The 18,791-nt window shown below is 58.4% G+C and carries 15 protein-coding genes; 7 read left to right on the forward strand and 8 right to left on the reverse strand.

The genetic code is table 11. The features are described 5' to 3' along the window. The first annotated feature begins 93 nt into the window (after nucleotides 1-93). The 7 genes from CTT34_RS08655 to CTT34_RS08685 all read left to right on the forward strand — a co-directional run bounded on the left by CTT34_RS08655 (nucleotide 94) and on the right by CTT34_RS08685 (nucleotide 7,706). Entirely contained in the window at nucleotides 94-1,245 is a 1,152-nt protein-coding gene (locus tag CTT34_RS08655) for an acyl-CoA dehydrogenase family protein (RefSeq protein WP_159342055.1), read from the forward strand. Beyond that, nucleotides 1,245-2,846 carry a class I adenylate-forming enzyme family protein gene (locus tag CTT34_RS08660; protein WP_159342056.1) on the forward strand — a complete coding sequence of 534 codons (1,602 nt, stop codon included), beginning with the start codon at nucleotides 1,245-1,247 and terminating at the stop codon, nucleotides 2,844-2,846. Before CTT34_RS08655 ends, CTT34_RS08660 begins: the two co-directional genes overlap by 1 nt. After that, nucleotides 2,843-3,313, forward strand: a complete 471-nt coding sequence (locus CTT34_RS08665) for a PaaI family thioesterase (RefSeq protein ID WP_159342057.1) — start codon at nucleotides 2,843-2,845, stop codon at nucleotides 3,311-3,313. The genes CTT34_RS08660 and CTT34_RS08665 overlap by 4 nt, the downstream gene beginning before the upstream one ends. Beyond that, on the forward strand, nucleotides 3,310-4,695 hold the full coding sequence (locus CTT34_RS08670) for a hypothetical protein (RefSeq protein WP_159342058.1): 1,386 nt from the start codon (nucleotides 3,310-3,312) through the stop codon (nucleotides 4,693-4,695). The genes CTT34_RS08665 and CTT34_RS08670 overlap by 4 nt, the downstream gene beginning before the upstream one ends. 125 nt (nucleotides 4,696-4,820) lie before the next feature. Continuing rightward, nucleotides 4,821-5,570 carry an electron transfer flavoprotein subunit beta/FixA family protein gene (locus CTT34_RS08675; protein ID WP_159342059.1) on the forward strand — a complete coding sequence of 250 codons (750 nt, stop codon included), beginning with the start codon at nucleotides 4,821-4,823 and terminating at the stop codon, nucleotides 5,568-5,570. A 45-nt stretch (nucleotides 5,571-5,615) separates the two neighbouring features. Further along, complete coding sequence (locus tag CTT34_RS08680) at nucleotides 5,616-6,542, forward strand: electron transfer flavoprotein subunit alpha/FixB family protein (RefSeq protein ID WP_159342060.1); 927 nt, start codon at nucleotides 5,616-5,618, stop codon at nucleotides 6,540-6,542. Between the two features lie 204 nt (nucleotides 6,543-6,746). Beyond that, nucleotides 6,747-7,706, forward strand: a complete 960-nt coding sequence (locus CTT34_RS08685) for an NAD(P)H-dependent flavin oxidoreductase (protein WP_159342061.1) — start codon at nucleotides 6,747-6,749, stop codon at nucleotides 7,704-7,706. Here the strand turns inward: CTT34_RS08685 and CTT34_RS08690 are convergent. The 8 genes from CTT34_RS08690 to CTT34_RS08725 all read right to left on the reverse strand — a co-directional run bounded on the left by CTT34_RS08690 (nucleotide 7,688) and on the right by CTT34_RS08725 (nucleotide 18,752). Continuing rightward, a complete protein-coding gene (locus tag CTT34_RS08690; protein WP_159342062.1) occupies nucleotides 7,688-8,467 on the reverse strand; it encodes an enoyl-CoA hydratase/isomerase family protein in 780 nt (259 codons plus the stop codon). The genes CTT34_RS08685 and CTT34_RS08690 overlap by 19 nt on opposite strands. Before the next feature lie 10 nt (nucleotides 8,468-8,477). Then, nucleotides 8,478-9,596, reverse strand: coding sequence for an acyl-CoA dehydrogenase family protein (locus tag CTT34_RS08695; RefSeq protein WP_159342063.1), 1,119 nt, complete (start codon nucleotides 9,594-9,596; stop codon nucleotides 8,478-8,480). A gap of 10 nt (nucleotides 9,597-9,606) precedes the next feature. Beyond that, nucleotides 9,607-10,800, reverse strand: a complete 1,194-nt coding sequence (locus CTT34_RS08700; protein ID WP_159342064.1) for an acyl-CoA dehydrogenase family protein — start codon at nucleotides 10,798-10,800, stop codon at nucleotides 9,607-9,609. Next, nucleotides 10,797-12,245, reverse strand: a complete 1,449-nt coding sequence (locus CTT34_RS08705) for an enoyl-CoA hydratase/isomerase family protein (RefSeq protein ID WP_159342065.1) — start codon at nucleotides 12,243-12,245, stop codon at nucleotides 10,797-10,799. Before CTT34_RS08705 ends, CTT34_RS08700 begins: the two co-directional genes overlap by 4 nt. Before the next feature lie 185 nt (nucleotides 12,246-12,430). Beyond that, nucleotides 12,431-13,576 (reverse strand): TAXI family TRAP transporter solute-binding subunit, encoded by a 1,146-nt coding sequence (locus CTT34_RS08710; protein ID WP_159342066.1) that lies wholly within the window; start codon nucleotides 13,574-13,576, stop codon nucleotides 12,431-12,433. A gap of 20 nt (nucleotides 13,577-13,596) precedes the next feature. Continuing rightward, the gene (locus tag CTT34_RS08715; protein WP_159342067.1) at nucleotides 13,597-15,603 is read right to left on the reverse strand and encodes a TRAP transporter permease; all 2,007 of its coding nucleotides are present in this window, start codon (nucleotides 15,601-15,603) and stop codon (nucleotides 13,597-13,599) included. 49 nt (nucleotides 15,604-15,652) lie between these two features. Continuing rightward, nucleotides 15,653-16,813, reverse strand: coding sequence for a TAXI family TRAP transporter solute-binding subunit (locus CTT34_RS08720; protein WP_159342068.1), 1,161 nt, complete (start codon nucleotides 16,811-16,813; stop codon nucleotides 15,653-15,655). 235 nt (nucleotides 16,814-17,048) lie between these two features. After that, nucleotides 17,049-18,752, reverse strand: coding sequence for a SulP family inorganic anion transporter (locus CTT34_RS08725; RefSeq protein WP_159342069.1), 1,704 nt, complete (start codon nucleotides 18,750-18,752; stop codon nucleotides 17,049-17,051). Between the last annotated feature and the right edge of the window lie 39 nt (nucleotides 18,753-18,791).

Consider the following 18,791-nt stretch of genomic DNA (forward strand, 5'->3'; position numbering starts at 1 on the left):
AGTGAACGCTAGTTTCGCCATGCAGAATTATTGCAGGCCTCACTGCCCGCGCGAACGCCAACCATAAAAATATCGTTGCTACCAGGAGCCGTTATGATCCGTGATCCCGAACTGCTGAATCAGTTGGTTGATACCATTGCCCGCTTTGTACGGGAGCGTTTGATTCCCAATGAGGCACGGCTTGCCGAAGAGGATGCAGTGCCCGCCGAGATCCTGGCGGCAATGAAGGAGATGGGGCTGTTCGGGCTATCCATTCCTGAAGAGTACGGCGGCTTAGGGCTCACGATGGAAGAAGAAGCTCTGGTAGCCATGGAAATAGGCAAAACGTCTCCCGCGTTCCGCTCGGTATTTGGTACGAATAACGGCATCGGTGCCCAGGGCATTCTGATTGACGGCACTGAAGAGCAGAAAGCCAAATACGTGCCGCGCTTGGCCACCGGGGAAATTCTCAGCTCGTTCTGCCTGACCGAACCGGACTCCGGCTCCGATGCCGCCAGCCTGCGCACCACCGCCGTGCGCGATGGCGACCACTATGTGTTAAACGGTACCAAGCGCTATATCACCAACGGCCCGGAAGCGGACCTGTTCACCGTGATGGCGCGTACCGACCCAGACAACAAAGGCGCTGGCGGTATCTCTGCCTTTATTGTTGAAGGCAATACGCCTGGTCTGATTCGCGGCCCGGCAGATAACAAGATGGGCCAGAAGGGCGCGCATACCTGCGATATCATTTTTGATAACTGCCGTGTACCGGCTGAAAACATCATTGGCGGCAAAGAGGGGCAAGGCTTTAAAACCGCCATGAAAGTGCTCGACCGTGGGCGACTGCATATTTCTGCGGTGTGTGTGGGCGTGGCCGAGCGTTTGGTCGAAGAGTCGCTGCGCTACACTATGGAGCGTAAGCAGTTTGGTGCGCCGCTGGCGGAGCATCAACTGGTGCAGGCTATGCTGGCAGATAGCAAAACCGAAGCCTACGCAGGCAAAACCATGGTAATGGACGCCGCACGCCGCAAAGATGATGGCGAAAACGTCTCAACCCTAGCCTCCTGCTGCAAGCTGTTCTGTGCCGAGATGGTGGGTCGCGTTGCGGATCGCGCCGTGCAGGTGCACGGCGGTGCGGGCTATATGTCGGAATACGCCGTTGAGCGTTTCTACCGCGATGTGCGTTTGTTCCGCATTTACGAAGGGACGACGCAAATTCAGCAGCTGGTGATTGCCCGGAACATGGTGCGGGAGGCGTCCTAATGGCTCTGTCGGTCCCTTACCAAGCGCCAGATGAGAAGATCTTTGGCCGTCTGGCAAGCGAGCTTTTAGCAGAACTCCCCGAGCGCTTGAGTACCCGCGTGCTGGAAAATGCGAAACGCCTAGCGGATCACCCCGCGCTTGTGGATGGCAACGTTCGCTGGAGCTACGCCGAGCTGGGGCAAGAGATTCATGCCGCCTACGAGTGGTTAGCTAATTTAGGCATACGGCCCGGCGACCGTATTATGACGGTCAGTGAAAACTGCCGTGCCCTGGTGGTACTGCTGTTGGCCGCCAGTGAAATGGATGTTTGGGTCGCGATTGTCAATTCGCGCCTCTCCGCTCAGGAAGTGGATTTAATCCAAGGCAATTGCCTGCCGCGCCGAGTGTTTTACACCTGCGAAGCCTCCCCAGAGGCGAGCCAGCACGCCGAGCGCCACGCGGCTGACCGCTATCAGCATCCGCAGCTCGGCGGCCTAGCGATTTCACCGCTATTTGATAGCGAGCCAGAGCCTGTTCACGCCAGCGGTGCCGAGCAGGTAGCCGCGATGATCTACACCTCAGGCACCACCGGTACGCCGAAAGGCGTCATGCTGACCCATCGCGGTATTCTGTATATCGCCTCTATTTCAGGCGGCATGCGTCATCTGAGTGAAGGGCAGCGGGTGTATGGCGTGCTGCCGATGTCTCATGTGTTTGGCCTCTCATCAGTGTGTATGGGTTCGCTGTATAACGGCGCGTGCCTGTACACCGTGCCGCGTTTCGAGGCTGCTCAACTGTTGGCAACGTTGAAAGAGGAGCGTATTACGGTGCTCCAAGGTGTGCCTGCCATGTATGCTCGCGCCCTGGAGTATTTGAAGCGTGAGCAGCGCGCGTTAGAAGCGCCTGCGCTTATCTATATCTCCGCAGGCGGCTCGCCGCTGGATAGCGATACCAAAAAACGCGTGGAAGCTGCGTTTGGCCTAACGCTGCACAATGGCTACGGTCTCACCGAAGCTAGCCCGACGATTAGTCAAACCCGCATTGAAGACCGCCACCAGAGCAGCACCGTGGGCCGCGTGCTGCCGCTGTTGGAGTATCGGTTAGAGCCCCTAGGCAGCAGCGGCACGTCAGAAAAGGCAGGCGATGAGATCGGCGAGCTGTGGGTGCGTGGCCCTAATATCATGAAAGGTTACTTCCGCCAGCCGGACGCCACCCGCGCCACCTTAACGGAAGATGGCTGGCTCAATACCGGTGATATCGCCAAACTGGATCACGACGATCAGCTCTATATCGTGGGCCGCAGTAAAGAGCTGATTATTCGCTCGGGCTTCAACATCTACCCGCCGGATGTGGAAGCAGTGATTAATGAGCATCCTGCGGTGACGTTAACCGCAGTGGTCGGGCGGCAGGTGGCTGGCAATGAAGAGGTCGTGGCATTTGTGCAGTGTGAGCCGGGCATTGAAGTCGATATGGCAGAACTCAAAGCCTTTATTGCCGAGCGGCTTGCGCCCTATAAGCGTCCGACGCAGATTATGCTAATGGATGCGCTGCCTTCCACCGCCAGCGGTAAGATTTTAAAAGGACGGCTACGCGACTTGGCCCAGCAGGAGAGCGCTTTATGAGCGAATCAGACAGCGCTAACGCCTCAACAATACCCCAGGCGCTGATGGGCTATCACGAATTGCTGGGCATGCACGTGGTGGAGTGGGAAGAGGGGCGCGCGGTGGTGGAACTCACCATTGAACCCAAGCACCTTAACCGCAGCGGCAATGTGCATGGCGGCGTCTTGGCTTCCATGCTGGACAGCGCCTTAAGCCTAGCGGGCCTGCACTGTGATGTGCCAGGGCATATTCGCCGTGGGATGACGCTATCACTCACCACCACCTTTGTCGGGCCTGCTCGGCATGGCGTGTTGCGGGCCACGGGCACGCTGCGTGGCGGTGGGCAAAAAACCTTCATGACCAGCGGTGAGATTATCGATGAGCGGGGCAATCTGGTGGCTATGGGCGAAGGCTCGTTTCGCCGCCGCAGTGGCAGCGAATCGTCACAAGGCATTCCCGACCCGCAGTTGAGGGAGCCTGGCGAGTGAGCCCAGCCCGTTTCCGGGTTTCCTGTTTGCTACTGGTGACGCTTGCCACGCTGATTCATTTGGTCGGTGGCAGCGTGGCGTGGCAAGCCGCAGGCATCGTTGCGCTGCTGCTTTATTTGGTGACCCTGAAAGGTCAACTCACCCGCATGGCCAAGGGGCTGCTGTGTGCCGCTGGCGTACTCGCGCTGCTCGCGCTATGGCGCTCGCCCACCCCTGGGCAGCTGCTGTTTGAGGCGAGTGGGCGTTTTGCGTTTTTTGCCACCTTTATAGTGGCGCTGAGTATGCTGCGCTTACCTGCCTATCGCTCCCGTTTAGTGCGCCGCTGCGGGCAAAGCATGCTGCTTCAATCCCCCAGCCGCCGTTATCCGATCTTATCCCTGGGCTCGGCGCTGTTTGGCATCATTCTGAACATTGGCGTGCTGAATCTGTTTGCCGCGATGATCGAGAAGAGCAATACCCTGAGTGCCGCCCAAGGGCGCGCCTGGGTGCGTGAGGCCCGCCAGCGGCGAATGATGCTGGCGCTGCTGCGCGGATTTTCGCTGGCACCGCTAATTTCGCCCATGGGTATTGGGGTAGCCGTGGTGCTTTCAAGCCTTCCCCAGGTCACCTGGTCACAGCTGGCACCCTATATTCTAGGGGCCGCCGCGCTGATTTTTATGGCGGGCTGGGCGGTGGACTATTTCACCGGCCCGCACCCACCCGCCAATAAAACCTATGTCACCCCGTCGCTGCGCCCGTTGGCGCAGTTTAGCGTTTTGCTAATCGGCATTGTGGCGCTGGTGTTCTCTATTGCGTGGCTGCTGGAGTTACGACTCCCCATTGCCGCGCTGCTGGGCGCGCCTACCGGGGCGCTCTTATGGCTGGCTTGGCAGCGTCGCAGGCTGGGCTTTGGCGGGTTGCCTGCCGCCATAACGGCGGTGCATCGTCAGCTACCTTGGTTGCTGTCTCCCAGCGCTAATGAAATCGTGGTGCTGGGGGCGGCAGGCTATTTGGGGCATGTATGCGTGGGCTTGGTGGATACTCAGCAGCTAGCACCGCTATTGGCGGTGCTAGACCCGCTGGGCACTTTGAATGCGGTGTTAGCCATGCTGATGGTGGTGGGGCTAGCGCAAATAGGCGTCAACCCGATTGTCACGGTGACGCTGTTGGTGGGCTTGCTCCCTACGCTGGGCATTGAGGGGTTAACGCCTGAGCTGATTGGGGCATCGTTAATGGTAGGCTGGGCGCTGGCGCTGATGTCATCACCCATGACCGCTTCCATGCTGATTCTCTCGCGCTTTACCGGCGTACCCGCCACCCGCATCGGTTACCGCTGGAACGGGCGCTTTTTGGTCGCTGCCATCCCGCTGCTGGCGTTATGGTTTGGTTGGTCGCCTTTCTGAGGTTGGCTGTTCAAGGAAACGCTTGACCTTTGGCAGGCGTTTTTTTATTGTTATTTTTATAAAGTGAAATATTATTTTGCTATGCGGAATAAAAAGCCGATGGTTCAATCGCTGGAGCATGCCTTATGAAAATCCTCGTCGCGGTGAAACGCGTCATCGACTACAACGTCAAAATCCGCGTCAAAGCGGACCATTCTGATGTGGACCTTACCAACGTCAAAATGGCCATGAACCCCTTCTGCGAAATTGCCGTGGAAGAGGCGGTGCGCCTGAAAGAGAAGGGCGTGGCCACCGAAGTCGTGGCCGTGACCGTGGGCCCCAAGGCCGCCCAAGAGCAGCTGCGCACCGCGCTGGCGCTGGGGGCTGACCGTGCCATCCACATTGAAACCGACGAGCGCGCCGAATCGCTGGCGGTGGCCAAACTGCTGGCCAAAGTGGTGGACGAAGAGCAGCCCGGCCTCGTCATCCTCGGCAAACAGGCCATCGACACCGACAACAACCAGACCGGACAGATGCTCGCCGCGCTGACTAACCTGCCGCAAGGCACCTTCGCCTCAGAAGTCGCGGTAGACGGTGACAAGGTTAATGTCACGCGTGAAATCGACGGCGGCCTGCAAACTGTCGCGCTGACACTCCCGGCCATCGTCACCACCGACCTGCGCCTGAATGAACCGCGCTACGCCAAGCTGCCGGACATCATGAAGGCTAAGAAGAAGCCGTTGGATGTCAAAACCCCCGCCGACTATGGCGTTGAGGTGGCTTCCAAGGTCACGCTGCTCAAGGTGGAATCCCCTGCTGAGCGCAAAGGCGGTATCAAAGTGGCCTCGGTAGACGAGCTGATCGACAAACTGAAAAACGAAGCCAAAGTGATCTAAGGTCGGCGTGACGTTGATCGACATGCTTTGAAAGGAGTGAATTCTATGAGCATTCTGGTACTTGCCGACCTTCATGAAGGTCAGTTAGCGGGCGCCACCGCCCACGTCGTGGCGGCCGCCCAAGCCATCGGTGGCGATATTGATATTCTGGTCGCCGGTGAAGGCGTTCAGGCAGCAGCAGACGCCGCTGCCAAGCTCGACCGCGTCAACAAAGTACGCGTTGCCGATAACGCCGTGTACGCCCACCAGCTTGCCGAGCCCATGGGAGCGCTGCTGGTCGCGCTGGCCGATGATTACAGTCACGTGCTGGCCAGTGCCTCCACCACCGGCAAAAACGTCCTGCCGCGCCTGGCCGCGCTAAAAGACGTCAGCCAGCTATCGGATGTGCTGGGTGTTGAAAGTGCCGATACCTTCCTGCGCCCGATCTACGCCGGTAACGCCATTGCCACGGTCAAAAGCGATGACGTGCTGAAAGTCATCACCGTGCGTACCACTGGCTTCGATGCGGTGGGCAGTAGCGGCAGTGCAACGATCGAAGCCGTCGATACCGTGTTGGAAAACACCCAGTCCAGCTTTGTGAAGCAAGAGCTGGCGCAAAGCGACCGCCCAGAACTCGGCGGCGCCAAGGTCGTCATCTCAGGCGGCCGCGGCATGGGCAACGGTGAAAACTTCACGCTGCTGAACGGCATTGCCGACAAGTTGGGCGCCGCCATTGGCGCTTCTCGCGCGGCGGTAGACGCCGGCTTCGTGCCTAACGACATGCAGGTGGGTCAGACCGGTAAGATCGTCGCACCCGAGCTCTATATTGCGGTAGGTATCAGCGGTGCGATTCAGCACTTGGCGGGCATGAAAGACTCCAAGGTGATCGTCGCGATCAACAAAGACGACGAAGCACCGATCTTCCAGGTGGCCGACTATGGCCTGGTCGGGGATCTGTTCGAGATCCTGCCGGAACTGGAAAGCAAGCTGTAAAAGCTTCTTGCATCCACGTCTTGGTCGGAATAACCCGTAGCGGGGGTCTTTCGCCATGGATGGCGAAAGTAGCGCCCATGGATGGGTTCACAGCGCCCCCACGCAGGGTTGTTCCGACCATGCCACTGCAGTGTGGCATCTTATTGAAAGGCCCTGTGGTGCCTTTTGCAGTATTGCTTCAAAATAATAACTAGCGAGTTTTCCATGCTAACCCAACTGACTGCCTCGATGGCGCTGCCGGTTATCGGCTCTCCCATGTTTATCGTTTCTGGCCCTGAGCTGGTCATTGCCCAGTGTCAGGCGGGGATTATTGGCGCGTTACCGGCGCTGAATGCCAGGCCTGCGGAAGTGCTTCGGGAGTGGCTGCAGCAGATTACCGATACCTTAGACGACTATAGCGCTCAGAATCCGCAGCAGCCCGCCGCGCCGTTTGCGGTGAATCAGATCGTGCACCCCACCAATGACCGCCTGGAGCATGATGTGGCGCTATGCGCTGAGTACAAGGTGCCACTGATCATTACCAGCCTGCATGCGCCCAATCGAGTGGTCGAGCAGGTGCACGCCTATGGCGGCCTGGTGTTTCATGACGTGACCACGTTGAGGCACGCTAAAAAAGCCATCGATGCCGGGGTGGATGGGCTGATTTTGGTCTGCCATGGCGCAGGCGGTCATGCGGGGCGGCTTAACCCCTTCGCTTTTGTGGCCGAGGTCAGGCAGTTTTACGATGGCCCGCTGGTGCTGGCAGGGACGATAACCAAAGGCGAGCAGATCGCCGCCGCCCAGGCGCTGGGCGTGGACATGGTGTATATGGGCACGCGCTTTATTGCCACCCAGGAGGCCAATGCTCAGCCAGCGTACAAGCAGATGGTACTGGAAGCCGCTGCGGGGGATATCGTCTATACCAACCTATTTACTGGCGTGCACGGAAACTACCTGCGCCAAAGCATCGAGCTGGCCGGGCTTGACCCAGAGGCACTGCCAGAGGGCGACAAAAGCGCCATGCGCTATGGATCAGGCGGCAGCAGCAAGGCAAAAGCGTGGCGGGATATTTGGGGTGCAGGGCAAGGGGTGGGGGGCATTACCACACTGAACAGCGTGGCCGATGAAGTAGCCACGCTGCGCGACGATTACCAACAAGCGCTGAATCAATTGCGGCGGCGCTGACGAAAAGCAGCCACGCGAGCATGAAAATCCTCGGTGGCCTTACACTCATCCTGCAGTGCGCCTTCAAGCGTTAGCGTGTCGTCTAACGGCAGGTTCGCCGCCTGTCGCATGGCCCGTTTTGTTGCTCCCAGCGCTTGGGGTGACTGAGCCACCAGGGCCTGTGCCAGCGCTCGTGCTTCCGCTAACACCTGATCATCTTCCACTGCCCGGTTGGCCAAGCCCAGCGCCACACAGCGCTCGGCATCCATTGGGGTAGCCAGTGCCGCCATCTCAAAGGCCTGGGCGTGGCCAAGCTTGCGTACCAAATGCCAGCAAGCGCCGCCGTCGGGAATCAAGCCAATATTGATAAAGGCCAGTTTTAGGTAAGCCGAGCGGCCCATCACCACTATATCGCTGGCCAGCACGTAGGACACACCAATCCCCGCGGCAGCGCCGCTTACGGCGGCGATTACGGGCTTTTCCATCGTCATCATGCTGCGCAGCGCAGGCAAAAAAAGCGTTGCCAGCCGTTGGCTTGCAGGCTGGGTGGAGGCCTTTTCGAATTCTGCTAAATCAGCACCGGCACAAAAGGCGCTACCTTCACCGCTCAGGATCACGCAGTGCACCTGCGGGTCAACTGCCACGGTGGCTAATGCGTTATTGAGCGCCAGGGCCGTGGGCTCGTTGAGGGCATTGCGCACCGCAGGGCGCGCAATGGTCACTTCGGCGATACCGCCCTCGGTAGTCTCAAGGTGTACTAACGGATCGTCTTCCCTGCGCATGAGCTTCTCCTTAGGCGGCGTCGAGCTGTTCGCTCACCGTCTCAAGGTGATAGTCGCTGTCGCCCAGGTAGTGATCAAACATCACCAAATGTTTGGCGTAGTGGGCCACGTAGCACTCTTCGGTCATACCCATGCCGCCATGAAGCTGAATGGCCTGTTCCGCAATAAAGCGCGCAGACTCGCCGCAGTAGGCCTTGGCCGCGGCGATTTTATAGTCCCGTTCGTCAGCAGGCAGCGAGAGGCTGGTGGCGGCGAGAATCGCCATGGAGCGCGACTGCTCCAGGTGAAGATGCATATCCACCATGCGGTGCTGCAGTGACTGGAACGTGGCCAGCGGCAGGCCAAACTGCTTGCGCTCTTTTAAATAGGCGAGGGTTTGGTCGCAGGCGGTTTCCATTGCGCCGATGGCTTCGGCGCAAAGTGCGGCGCGGCCAAGAGCCAGTACCTCTGCCAGCGCGTCACCTGCGTCTTCGCTTAGGCAGTTCTCTAGCGGCAGAGTCACGTTATGCAGCGTTAGGTCACCGGCGGGCTGGTCATCCATCGTGAGATAGGTCTGTAAGGTGACGCCGTGAGTGTCCGCAGGGATGATAAACAGCCCCAGTTTGCCGGTAGGCAGTTGGGCGGTCACCAGCGTGGCGGCGGCACTGCCCAGGTTCATTACGACATCTTTGCGGCCGTGAAGCTGCCACTGGCCATCTTGTTGGCTCGCTTGGGTCGAAATATCGAACGCGTCATAGCGGGCGGTGTGTTCTTGCCAAGCCAAGGCGAGCTGGTGTTCACCTTCCAACAGCGGGGCCAGCCAGCGCTCCTGCTGTGCGGGGTTGGCGCATAGCGCAAGCAGCTGCCCGGGCATGACTAACCCAAACAGGTACGCTTCTGGCACTAAGCCGCGCCCCAACGCTTGCATAATAATCATTAAGTCGGTGCCGTCGCCGCCTAGCCCGCCGACGTCTTCGCTAAACGGCATATGCAGCAGGCCCAGCTCGGCAAAAGTGCGCCATAGCGGGCTGGCCCCTTGGGCAGGCGCTTCAAGCATAGCGCGGCGCTGTTCGGGCGTTACCTGGTCGGCCACTAAGCGTGTCAGTGTCTCTTCGAGCATGCGCTGCTCGTCGGTGAGTGCAAAATCCATGGTGACCCCCTTACATACCTAAAATGGTTTTAGCGACGATGCTTTTTTGAATCTCGTTGGCACCGCCATAAATCGACAGCTTGCGACGATTAAAATACTGGGCGCTGGTGGCAGCGCCTTGGGCATATTCATCAGCCAGCGATTCATCACCATGGAGAAACTCGGGGAAGAACGGCAGGGCAGCAGGGCCAAGCGCACGGCGGGTAAGCTCGCTAATCTCTTGGCGCAGTTCAGAGCCGCGTACTTTTAGCAGCGAGCTTTCTGCCCCCGGCACCCCGCCATCTCGCGCTGCGGCAATCACGCGCAGGTTGGTCACTTCCAGTGCCATCAGCTCAAGCTCGGCTTTGACCACCCGCTGGCGAAAGCTGGGGAGCGATAAAAGCGGCTTGCCGCGATGCTGCATACGGGTTGCGAGGGACTTCAAATGGCGCAGCGCCTGCTTAGCGTGGCCAAGCCCGGCGATGCCGGTGCGCTCGTGGGTTAGCAGGAATTTGGCGCAGGTCCAGCCTTGGCCCTCTTCACCCACGCGGTTTTCTACCGGCACGCGCACATTATCGAGAAACACTTCGTTGACTTCATGAGCGCCGTCGAGGGTGATAATCGGCCGTACGGTAATGCCGGGGGTCTGCATATCAATCAGTAAAAAGCTGATGCCCGCCTGCTTTTTCGCGTGGGGGTCGGTACGCACCAAACAGAACATCATGTTGGCGTGCTGGCCCAGGGTGGTCCAGGTTTTCTGCCCGTTGACGATGTAGTGGTCGCCATCGAGCACGGCGCGGGTGGATAAGCCCGCCAAATCCGAGCCAGCACCCGGCTCGGAGTAGCCCTGGCACCACCAGTCCTGGTTATTAAGAATCCGCGGCAGGTAGTGCTGTTGCTGCTTCACACTGCCAAATTTCATGATCACTGGCGCGACCATGTTGACGCCAAAGGGCACCACCGTAGGGGCGTGGGCGGCGGCACACTCTTCATCGAAGATATGTCGCTGCACTGGGCCCCAGCCTGGACCGCCGTGCTCAACAGGCCAGTTGGCGGCAAGCCACCCTTGTTCGCTGAGAATATTCTGCCAGCGGATGTGGTCATCGGCGCGCAGATGCCGCCCAAGGCGCACGCGCTCACGGATGTCGCTCGGCAGTGCATCGGCTAAAAATCGGCGGACTTCCTCGCGGAATGCCTGCTCTTCGGGGCTAAACGTCAGGTTCATGAGTGTGCATCCTCGGAAGGCGTCTTTTTGTGAATCGATAAATGGGATGGCAGCGTGGCTTGGCGGTGCGGCCCGCCTAAATGGCGTGGGTAGCCCAACGCTTCCACTGCCAGCAGATCAATATCGCTCTCGCGGTAGCAGGCGCCTTGCTGCGCTAGCGTCAGGCTCGCCTGCTCCATGGCTGACTGAGCGTCGTTGTTGGGCGCTTGTGTTGCGGCGTTATAAAGCGTGCTCAATACGCTAGGCGACTTGCTAACCACCACGTTGGCTCGCAGCGCTTTGAGCGTTAAGGCTGCCCGCTGCTGGTCGGTCGCGCTGGCACTGTGATTCATCAATTCATGGAAGGGGCCGCGCTCGGCAAGCACTAGGCTGAGAGGCGATGTTGGGGCATTTGCGGTAAGTAACTGCAGCGATACGGTGACCGCTTGAGAAGGGCAGGCGCTTGCGTCTTCGCCAGGGGCGAGCAGGCACAGCTCAGTGCTATCGTTTGGGGTATCGGTTAGCGTTATGTTGGCGCGCTGGGTGGCGCTATGAAGCGTCTCAAACAGCGGGTGCTCACCGATAAGGGCGATCTGCGCAAAGGGCTCAGCATTGTCTACGCCAGGGACGACATGGGGATTTCTAGCGGCAAAAAACAGGTGAATCAGCCCTGCGCGCTGGGGGGAGTCCATACAGGCAAGAAATAGCTCACGCTCGCGACGCAAACCCTCTTCCAGTGATGTGGCTTTGGTGCAGGCATCAACGGCTTCCACAATGCGAAACGGTGAAAACAGTGCCGGTGCGCTGGATTCAAGCTGCTTTCGCATGTCATCAATGGCCTGGGAGTTGGCCTCTGGAGCGAGTAACTGACCGGTGATGCGCGCCTGCTGTTGTCCCGCTAATACCTCTTTTGCCGCTGCCAAACCCGCTTCCAGCGGTGTTTGGGCATCGCTGATGGCATCGATAATGCCGATATCCTGCGCTTCAGCGGCTTCCACAAATCGCCCGCTGGTGATGATGTCTAAGGATCTTTCCACACCTACCAAGCGGGGCAGCCGTTGGGTACCGCCTGCGCCGGGCAGTAAGCCAAGCTTCACTTCTGGTAAACCTACGCGTGTGCCTGCCAGCGCAACACGATAGTGGCAACCCAGCGCAACTTCCAAGCCGCCGCCTAGCGCAGTGCCGTGTAGCGATGCAATGAGCGGTTTCGAGCAAGCTTCTAGTTGTGTGATGACATCCGGTAGCAGCGGTGCTTGGGGCGGCTTACCAAATTCACGTATATCGGCCCCGGCGATAAAGGTGCGCCCCTCTGCCATCACCACCAGTGCTTGGGCCTGCTGGTCGGCCAACCCCTCTTCAAGGGCGCTGAGCAAACCGCTACGCACCGCTTGGCTCAATGCGTTGACGGGCGGGTTAGCGATACTAATGACGCCGACCTCGCCATGTCGCTGGTAGTGAACACTCATAGTGGCTCCCATGTTTCGCTATATGAAATTTAAAGTTGTTATACGGAATGAGGTGATCATGGCGAAAGACACCGTTGGAGTCAATAATGCAAAATAACGTTCTGCACTGCGGAATATAGTTGGCTAAACAAAAGGCCGCACAGTGGCGGCCTTAGGTAATGACTTCCGTCGTGATTGAAGCAACATCAGAAAACGGGGTTTAACCCAGCTTCTTGTAAGGCGACGCGCCGACTTTCCATCCAGCCGTCGATAAATGCCGCTTCGTCTTCGGGGGCATCGGCTTGATAGGCTTCCCAGGTGTCCATTAGCAGCTGTTGCCGCTCCACCAGGGCGTTTTGGTGGGCGTCCATTTCATCGGTCCATACACCGCTTTCTTGGTAGTACGCCACCACAGCATCGTGGAAAGGTACTACCCAGGTCATGTTTTGATTCTCAAGGGCATAGCCGCTAGCCCCTGGGGCGTTATCTTTATAGTCGTCAAACGACTCCACTAGCGTGGTGATCAAGCCGGTGACAGTTTCAGGGGCTAAATCGGCGTTGCTCACTAGAATGGGGTAAGGGTAGCTGGCGCTGGCCAGCGGCTGTTCAGCGTTAATACCCGCGCCTGACGTCACATCGTGGGGCTGGAAGTAGGGCGCCAGTTCCAGCATCTGTGCCCAGCCCGCTTCATCGTCAGTGGGCAGTTCTGGCCACTGTAAGCCACGAGGGCTAGCCGCTAACCGCTGCGCCGCCGGTGTCACGGTGGTGGTAATAGCGGCATCGGCACGGCCGCTGATAATGCCGTCGAAGGCGGCGTTGTAGCCGGGGAAGTCGACGCGTTCAACGTCATCCCAAGTCAAACCTGCGAATGCTAGGTAGGCTTCAGCAGCTTTGTTCAGCGCATCGTCGCCGCGCAGGTAGGCTAGCCGTTTACCTTCCAGATCAGCGATGGAACCCATCTCTACGTCGCCTGCCACCGCCATGCCTATGCCAAAACTCGCCATGGAGGTTGAAATCACCCGAATAGGCTGCGGGCCCCAGTCCGGCCTGGCGAACATCATCACGCCTTCAGAGCCGTAGTAGCTGGCAATGCCGCAGGCGCAGAGATCCACGCGTCCCGTTTTCAGCGGCGTCATGCGCATGGTGTCGTTTTCACCTGGAATAACGCGGGACTGAGTGCCGTGCTCCTCTTGTAGCAGCTGGCTGATGGCCATAATCTGCGCATGGCCACTGGTGCCGGTGCCATACGCGGTCCAATTCAGCGTGCTAGGCATGGCGCTAGCGCTTCCAGCCGCCAGCAGGCCTGCCGTTAAACTACCGAGTACGAGGGTGAGGTTTGTTTTTGTGCTCATAAATATCCTCGAAGGTGGTATTAAGCGTTGGCAGTGAGCGAACGCTGGTGATGGCGCTGGCTAAGGCGGGCAAGCACCACGGCGGGTAGCAGCGCCACGGCGGCTAAACCGATCAACTCCCACTGGCTTAGCGGTACCATGCCGCCGCCCGGTAGGGCGAGCAGTAGCCCCGCGATCAGTACTAGCGCGCGAATGACGATTTCCTGCAGCGCGCCGTAGCCCAATCGCCCAACACCCATCAGATACCCTTGCATGGCAGAGGCAAACAGAATGATGCCGATGACTGCCTGGATAAACACGGCAATGATCATCAATGGTTCGCCCTGCATGATCAGCGCGGGGTTCAGCACGAACAGGAAGGGGATAAAGTAAATCACGCTGCCTAGGCGCATGGCCTGCAGGCCGGTTTCCATCGGGCGGGCACCGGCCACGGTGGCAGCGGCAAAGGCACCCAATGCCACGGGTGGCGTGATAAAGCTGAGCATGCCCCAGTAGAGGATGAACATCTGCACCGCCATGGGGTCTAGACCGCCGCCTTGAATCAGCGCAGGGGCGAGCGCCACCGCCAGGAAGATATAGGCCGCAGTGACCGTCATGCCAATGCCCAGTACAAAACTGGTGACCGCGCCCATAATCAGCAGTAGCGGTACGCTGCCGCCGGCGATATTGATAAAGTCGTTGGCAATGGTGCCCGACAGGCCGGTCATGGAGAGCGCGCCCACCAGCATACCCACGCCCGCCAGAATGGCGATAAGTTCGGCAAATAGCTTGGCCGCTGACGAGAGCGTTTCGGTGACATCCTTCCAACCCCAGCGGTTCTGCTTAGAGAGTTGGTTGAGCACTAACAGCAGGGCGGTTGCATAGAATGGGGCAACCGCTTCGCGCTGCATGATCAGCAGCATCCACACCAGCAGGCCGAAGACGAAGATAAAGTACCAGCCCTCTTTCAGCGTTTGCTTAATCGACGGTAGCTCTATGGCGGGCAGGCCTTTGATGTCATTGCGCGCGGCATAGGCATCAATTTGAATGAACAGGCCAAGGAAATAGAGAATCGAGGGAATTACCGCTGCCAGCGCCACCGCTGAGTAGGGAATATCCAGGAACATGGCCATCACGAAGGCGGTGGCACCCATCACTGGGGGCATCAATACGCCACCAGTTGAGGCGCAGGCTTCCACACCGCCCGCAAACGAGCGGCTCATGCCAATGCGGCGCATGGCCGGAATCGAGAGTACCCCGGTGGTCAGCACGTTACTGATCACGCTGCCGCTCATGGAACCCATCAGGCCGCTGGAAAAAATCGACACCTTAGCCGGGCCGCCGCGTACATGGCCTAAAAGCGCAAAGGCTAAATTAATGAAGAATTTGCCGCCGCCGCTTTTTTGCAGCACCACGCCAAACACCAGAAAGCCAATCACCAAGCCCGCAAAAGCCTGTAGCGGAACCCCCATGATGCTTTCGGTGCTCATGGTGTGGTACATCGCCGTTTCAGGCAGGCTAGAAGGGAATGCTTGGATGGGGCCAGGAACGATGTCGGCTACCAAGGGGTAAAGCGAGAACACCCCGGCAATGATGGCAATCGGCAAACCGCCGGCTCGGCGGGCGGCTTCGATAATCAATAACCAGTAGGCATAGCTGAAATAAATGGCGATATCTGGAGCTGCAAACGCCCAGCCGCGCTCCAGAATGGGAACAGCGTTATACACAAAGTAGCCACCCACAATTAGCGTGACAGCGCTAAGCAGGTAGTCATACCAGGGAATCGATTGCTCCTGCTGGCTGCTGCGCATGGGCCATAGCAGAAACACGAGCGGCAGAAGCAGTGCCACCACTGCGTAGTAAAACTGAGTTTCCAGCCCGGTCACGAACGTGAGCAAGCCCCAGTTAAACAGGTAGTCCAGCGTCATCATCATGAGTAATACGGTGACGGTGGCAGGCACCCAACGAAGCGCCAGAGGCAGCTCGCGGATTTGGCTGATTTTTTCTTTAACCTGCGGCGTGCTGGCAGGTGTGGTATCGGTGGTCATAGGGCGTTCCATCAATCAGCAGGGGCGGCGAGCGCCGCCCCGTGGCGAGTTACTCGAAGATCGGCTCGAACCCAGCATCGGTGAGCGCCGTGGCGCGGGCGGCCATCCAGTCAGTAGTAAACGTATCGGCATCGCTGGGTGCGTCTTGCATAAACTGCTCCCAGGCCTGCATTAATACGTTTTGACGCTCAACGAGTTGGTCTTGGTGGGCCTGCATCTCATCGGTCCACACGTCGATCTCTTTGTAGTACTCCACCACTGCGTCGTGGAATGGGATTACCCACTGTAGATCCTGGTACTCCAGCGCGTAGCCCACTGCACCCGGCGCGTTATCTTTGTAGTCGTCGTAGTTTTCCTGCATCGCTTTGATTAAACCGTAAGCGACATTGTCATCAAGGTCTTGATTCGCCACCACAATGGGGTAGGGATAGCTGGCGCTGGGTACCGGGTTGTCGGCGCTAATGCCGCCTGCACCGGCGGTGACTTCATGGGGGCGGAAGTAGGGTGCCACCGCCGCCATGCGTTCCCAGCCAGCTTCATCGTTAGGGTCAAGCACCGGCCAGCTAATGCCCCGTGGGCTGCTCGCGAGCTGCTGAGCGGGCGGTGTAACGGTGGTAGTAAAAGAGGCGTCCACATCGCCAGCAATAATGCCGTCGAAAGAGCGGGCATAGCCGGGGTAGTCAACGCGTTCAACGTCATCCCAGGTTAGGCCGCCGAAGGCAAGGTACGCCTCAGTGCCTTTGTTCAGGGCATCATCACCGCGAATATAAGCAATGCGTTTGCCTGCTAAATCGGCGGGGGTTTCAACGTCCAAATCACCCGCCACGGCCAGTGACAGACCAAACGACGCGGTTGAGGTGGTAATCACGCGCAGCGGCTGCGGGCCCCAGTCGCGGTCGGCAAACATCATGACCCCTTCGGCGCCGTAGTAGCTGGCGATACCGCAAGCGCACAGGTCAACGCGACCCTGTTTGAGGGGCGTCATACGGGAGACATCGTTATCGCCAGGCAGAATGCGCACAGAAGAGTCGTACTTATTCTGCAGCATATTGCCAATGGCAACGGCCTGGGCGTAGCCGCTGGAGTTGGTGCCGTAGGCGGTCCAGGCCATGGTGCTGGGGAGTTCTACTTCGTTGGCGTGGCTGACCGCCACTCCTAACAGCGAGAGCGGGAGGGCAGCGATTAACAGGCGGTGAGCAAACGGACGCATTGAAATGCTCCTTTATTGTGGTTGCTTCTATTGTGATTGTTGCTTTTGGGCTCGTTACGTTCAGTTACTTTATGTTTTGCTATGCGGTATTTGGTTTTGCTAAGTGGTCGAGTGATAGTAGGTAAGGCCAGAGAGGCTGTCAACGCTGTTCTCATAGGCGACTACAAATAGTCCTTAGCACAACGTAAAAAGCCAGGCGGTTGCCTGACTTTTCAATAAGTTATGATTCTTAAAGCTAAGAAAATTCGCGCCATGCCGCGTAGGTGCTTAAAAATACCCGCCCGGTTAAAGCATCCAAAAAGTCACTTTTTTTCAACTGATCCATCACCGGTCCTTTCACCTCTGACAGGTGTAGTTTGACATCGGAATCCTTCAAGCGAGCATTGATGGCATCCAGGCTCTCTAAAGCAGAGGCGTCAATCAGGTTGACCGCTGAACAGATCAGCACGACATGCTCAAGCTCCGGGCGGCTGGCCACCAAGTTGTAGACGGTGTCTTCAAGATAACGGGCATTGGCGAAGTAGAGGCTCTCATCGATGCGCAGCAGAGCTGCGTTGCTTACCGTCTCCACATCGTGCCGCTCTACGTTACGAAAGTGCTCGGTATCCGGCACTCGGCCCACTAAGGCACTGTGGGGGCGGCTGGTGCGGTACAAAAAGAGCGCAATGGAGAGCGTCACCCCGCCGATAATGCCTGCTTCGATCCCTTCCACCAGCGTCAATAGAATGGTGACCGCCATGGCGGCAAAGTCGCTGCGGGAGTAGCGCCAGGTTTGGCGCAGCATGGGGATATCCACCAGGGTCAAAATAGACACCGTGATGGTGGCGGCAAGCGTCGCGATGGGCAGATAGTAGAGCCAGCCGGTAAATGCCATGGTCACAAGTGCAATGCCGAGCGCGGCAAAGGCCCCAGCAGCAGGCGTTTGCGCGCCCGCATCGTAGTTGATGACGGTGCGGGATAAGCCGCCTGTAACAGGCATGCCGCTGGTCAATCCTGCCGCTAAGTTGGCGGCTCCTAAGCCAATCAGCTCCTGGTTGGGAGAGATGCGCTGGCGCCGTTTTGCCGCCAGCATCTGCCCCATAGAGACCGATTCCACGAAGCCTACCAAACTGATCAGCATGGCGGGGATAAGGAGTGCCCGCCAAAGTGATACGTCGCTCCAAGGAAAGCTCAAGGCGGGCAGGCCACTGGGAATGGTGCCAACGACGGCTACACCCTCGTTGTAGGCGAGCTGCCAATACCACGTGGCCAGGGTGGTGATGATCACGGCAAACACCGGGCCTGCTTTGGTGATTAAATCAGCGAGTGTGGCGGGGAGGCCAAGTTTGATAAGGCTCTTCTTGCCGAAGCGGCGCATCAGCACCAGAAAGAGCAACGTTCCTCCACCGATGGCCATGGTGTACAGGTTGTAGGTAGATAGGTTGGGTAGCAGCGTCATCAAGCGTTCGACCAACGTAAAACCGCTGCTGGCGACGCCTAACAGGCTGCCCAGCTGGCTGACGGCAATCAATATGCCTGACGCGGTCAAAAAACCGGATATGACCGGATGACTCAAAAAGTTGCTAAAAAAGCCCATCTTCATCGCGCCCATGGCAACCAACAGGGCACCGGAGAGCAATGAAAGCACAAGGGCCGCCTGGAGATATTCGGGCGAGCCCGGAGTGGCCACCGAAGAGAGGGCTGCCCCAGTCATCAGTGCGATGATGGCGACGGGCCCCACGGCCAAGGTTCTGCTGGTGCCCATCAAGGTGTAGAGCAATTGCGGCAAAATGCTGGCATACAGCCCCACTACCGCTGGCAGGCCTGCCAGTAGGGCGTAAGCCAGTGACTGCGGTATGACCATGACGGTCACGATCAGCCCCGCCAGAAGATCGGCTCCCAGCAAACGCTTGTGGTAATGAGGTAGCCAATTGAAGATGGGCAAATAGCGTTTGAACATAAGCTCCTAGGCGTTCGCCACGTCAGTATGAAAGCAACA

The sequence above is a fragment of the Halomonas meridiana genome, assembly GCF_009846525.1.
Taxonomy (GTDB): domain Bacteria; phylum Pseudomonadota; class Gammaproteobacteria; order Pseudomonadales; family Halomonadaceae; genus Vreelandella.

Bases quoted from the DNA above. Each gene is read 5' to 3' on its own strand.
- CTT34_RS08710 (WP_159342066.1), bottom strand. From the start codon at position 13,576: ATGAGCACAAAAACAAACCTCACCCTCGTACTCGGTAGTTTAACGGCA.
- CTT34_RS08675 (WP_159342059.1), top strand. From the start codon at position 4,821: ATGAAAATCCTCGTCGCGGTGAAACGCGTCATCGACTACAACGTCAAA.
- CTT34_RS08720 (WP_159342068.1), bottom strand. From the start codon at position 16,813: ATGCGTCCGTTTGCTCACCGCCTGTTAATCGCTGCCCTCCCGCTCTCG.
- CTT34_RS08690 (WP_159342062.1), bottom strand. From the start codon at position 8,467: ATGCGCAGGGAAGACGATCCGTTAGTACACCTTGAGACTACCGAGGGC.
- CTT34_RS08655 (WP_159342055.1), top strand. From the start codon at position 94: ATGATCCGTGATCCCGAACTGCTGAATCAGTTGGTTGATACCATTGCC.
- CTT34_RS08715 (WP_159342067.1), bottom strand. From the start codon at position 15,603: ATGACCACCGATACCACACCTGCCAGCACGCCGCAGGTTAAAGAAAAA.
- CTT34_RS08660 (WP_159342056.1), top strand. From the start codon at position 1,245: ATGGCTCTGTCGGTCCCTTACCAAGCGCCAGATGAGAAGATCTTTGGC.
- CTT34_RS08695 (WP_159342063.1), bottom strand. From the start codon at position 9,596: ATGGATTTTGCACTCACCGACGAGCAGCGCATGCTCGAAGAGACACTG.
- CTT34_RS08665 (WP_159342057.1), top strand. From the start codon at position 2,843: ATGAGCGAATCAGACAGCGCTAACGCCTCAACAATACCCCAGGCGCTG.
- CTT34_RS08685 (WP_159342061.1), top strand. From the start codon at position 6,747: ATGCTAACCCAACTGACTGCCTCGATGGCGCTGCCGGTTATCGGCTCT.
- CTT34_RS08725 (WP_159342069.1), bottom strand. From the start codon at position 18,752: ATGTTCAAACGCTATTTGCCCATCTTCAATTGGCTACCTCATTACCAC.
- CTT34_RS08700 (WP_159342064.1), bottom strand. From the start codon at position 10,800: ATGAACCTGACGTTTAGCCCCGAAGAGCAGGCATTCCGCGAGGAAGTC.
- CTT34_RS08705 (WP_159342065.1), bottom strand. From the start codon at position 12,245: ATGAGTGTTCACTACCAGCGACATGGCGAGGTCGGCGTCATTAGTATC.
- CTT34_RS08680 (WP_159342060.1), top strand. From the start codon at position 5,616: ATGAGCATTCTGGTACTTGCCGACCTTCATGAAGGTCAGTTAGCGGGC.